The 2,189-nt window shown below is 60.2% G+C and carries 1 protein-coding gene and 1 pseudogene; both read left to right on the top strand.

Annotated elements, in window-relative coordinates:
* Positions 1 to 269 (top strand): DUF2345 domain-containing protein (locus tag E8E75_RS02440; RefSeq protein WP_280357919.1); only part of this gene is annotated, 269 nt, incomplete at its 5' end.
* 58 nt (positions 270 to 327) lie between these two features.
* Positions 328 to 2,189: pseudogene (locus E8E75_RS02435) on the top strand (hypothetical protein); the annotation flags it as partial.

The raw sequence follows: 2,189 nt of genomic DNA, 5'->3' as shown, positions 1-2,189 counted from the left end.
AACTGCTCGCCCGGCATGGGCTGGACATCACCAGCACCGAAGACGAAATCCGCATCAGCGCCATGCAGAAGATCACCCTCAATGCCGGCGGCAGCTACATCACCCTCGATCCGTGCGGCATCGAGTCCGGCACCCAGGGTGAGCACCTGATCAAGGCGGTGCATTTCGACTATCGGGGGCCTGCGACCAAGCCCCTGAAAACCCCTGAATTGCCGCCGCTCGATGGATATCCCCGGAAGCATCAGCAGGTCGCGAGTTTCTCGGGATGATCTGGCGATATCCCCAATACCAAACAGTGGTCAGCCAGTCACAAGGAACGTATCGCGTATGCTCAACTATCTGCTGGATGTTTACGATGGCCTCAAGGATGGGTATCACCGCTGGCGTAAGGGACCGCCTCCTGTCCGCCACCATCGCACGCCTTCACAAACGCCAACGCCTTCCCCGCAGCTACCAGACGCGGCATCTGTGCACGCGGCGCCGCGATTGCCCGCACTTAAAAGCTGGAGCCATCCCTTTGGTGATAAATCCAACCCGCTTGTCCAACTGACCAACCTGGCCAAAGCGCAGGCGGGCTATTTCCCGTTGGGCCGCAATGGCATGTGGCATGGTGGGGTGCACTTTGATTCCGGCACTGCCGGTACGGTGGGAACTGGTGGGCAGTCCGAGGTACGTTGCCTGGCCGATGGCGAAGTCGTTGCCTACCGCATTCCCGAGCGAACTCCGACGACTACGTACTTCCCCGCTCCTGGGGTCACTGTCCAGGCCCCATTTGCGTCGGGTTTTGTGCTGGTGCGCCATCGGCTGGAGGCACCCACCATTGAGGGCAATCTGGACACACCGCCCAGTCTGGTGTTCTACAGCCTCTACATGCACCTGCACGATTGGGAGAGCTACAAGAGCGATCCCAGCCTGGCACGACCAGCGTTCTGGCCTGAAGGAGCGGAACGCCGTGTAAAGCAGACGGCCAACGATACTCGTGCCGGTCGCCCCGGCCAGCGAGGCCTGAACGTGCGAAGCATGGCGCACAGAGGCGCGGTCATTGACCTCTTGCCATGCGGAGCGACGGTCACGGTCAGTGGTGAGGGCAACTACCGCAAGCTGGAGAACGTTCGGGGCCCGAGCGACCTTATAGCTTCGGACGGCACCATACAGGGCTATGTGTTCTTCGACCTGCTGAAGGACATCGGCGGTGGCGTCTATCGAGTCGACACACAACAGGATCACCTCACCGTACGTGCAGCACCTCACGCCCGGTCCCATAAGATCGGTGGGCTGCCCAGGGGCAGCGAAGTGACCATCAGCGGCGATGGTGACTTCCGTAAGCTGGAGAGCGTTGCGCAATACGTGCACCTCGACTCACTGGAAAGTGAGCGGGTGCCCCAGGTCAGCAACAGCGCCGTGGTGCTTGATCAGCCCGTTCCAATCAAAGCCAGCGAACTGATTGGGCACCTTGGCCCCTACCAGGAAGGCACCGAAACCGCGCCGCAAAAGAAGCTTCATCTGGAAGTCTTCACCGCAGACGACGTGGCGACGTTCTTCGCCGCCTGCCGCGCGTGGGCAGAACACCTGCCGTCTAAAGAGAAAACATGGCTGAAGCTCGCCAAGGGCACGCTGGTCATTACCCACCAGTCCCAGTACTGCAAAACGTCGCCGCCGAGCCAGGCTCACCCCGGCACGCCAAGCGGCGCAGATCTGCTCGTGCCTCGCGTCATCCTCGATGGCCTGGCGTCTGAACAAAAGATCGAACTACCGAGAACCGATGACCGCAACGCCTTCAACTGGTATCGCCTGGACGGACTGCTCAATGACGACCAAGGCAACCTGCTGGACGGCTGGGTGCGTGAAGAGGTGGGAGTTACGCCCTGGGTCAGCCCGTGGTCCTGGGAGGGCTTTGACGTCATCTACAACGACGACCCACCGCACAATGCCTTGGCATATTTCCTTCAGTCGATGTCCGCTTCGTTGGCTGACGAGGCTATCGAATCCAACCGCGCCAGGGCCGACAAGTCTGATAGGGGGCCAGTCAGATCCCGCCTCTACGAGATCATCGATACCAACCGCGACGGCAGAATGACCGCCGAAGAGTTGCAGGCGGCACTGCGTATACCGGCGCATGCCCAGTCTATTTCTCAACTGGTTATTCATTACGAAAGTGAATGGTATTACCAGGAAAGAAAGTGGGATGC

This window comes from Pseudomonas sp. BN606, assembly GCF_029873115.1.
Lineage (GTDB): Bacteria > Pseudomonadota > Gammaproteobacteria > Pseudomonadales > Pseudomonadaceae > Metapseudomonas.
Note: the sequence above shows the minus strand (reverse complement) of the source record. Positions and strands in the feature narration are given on the sequence as shown.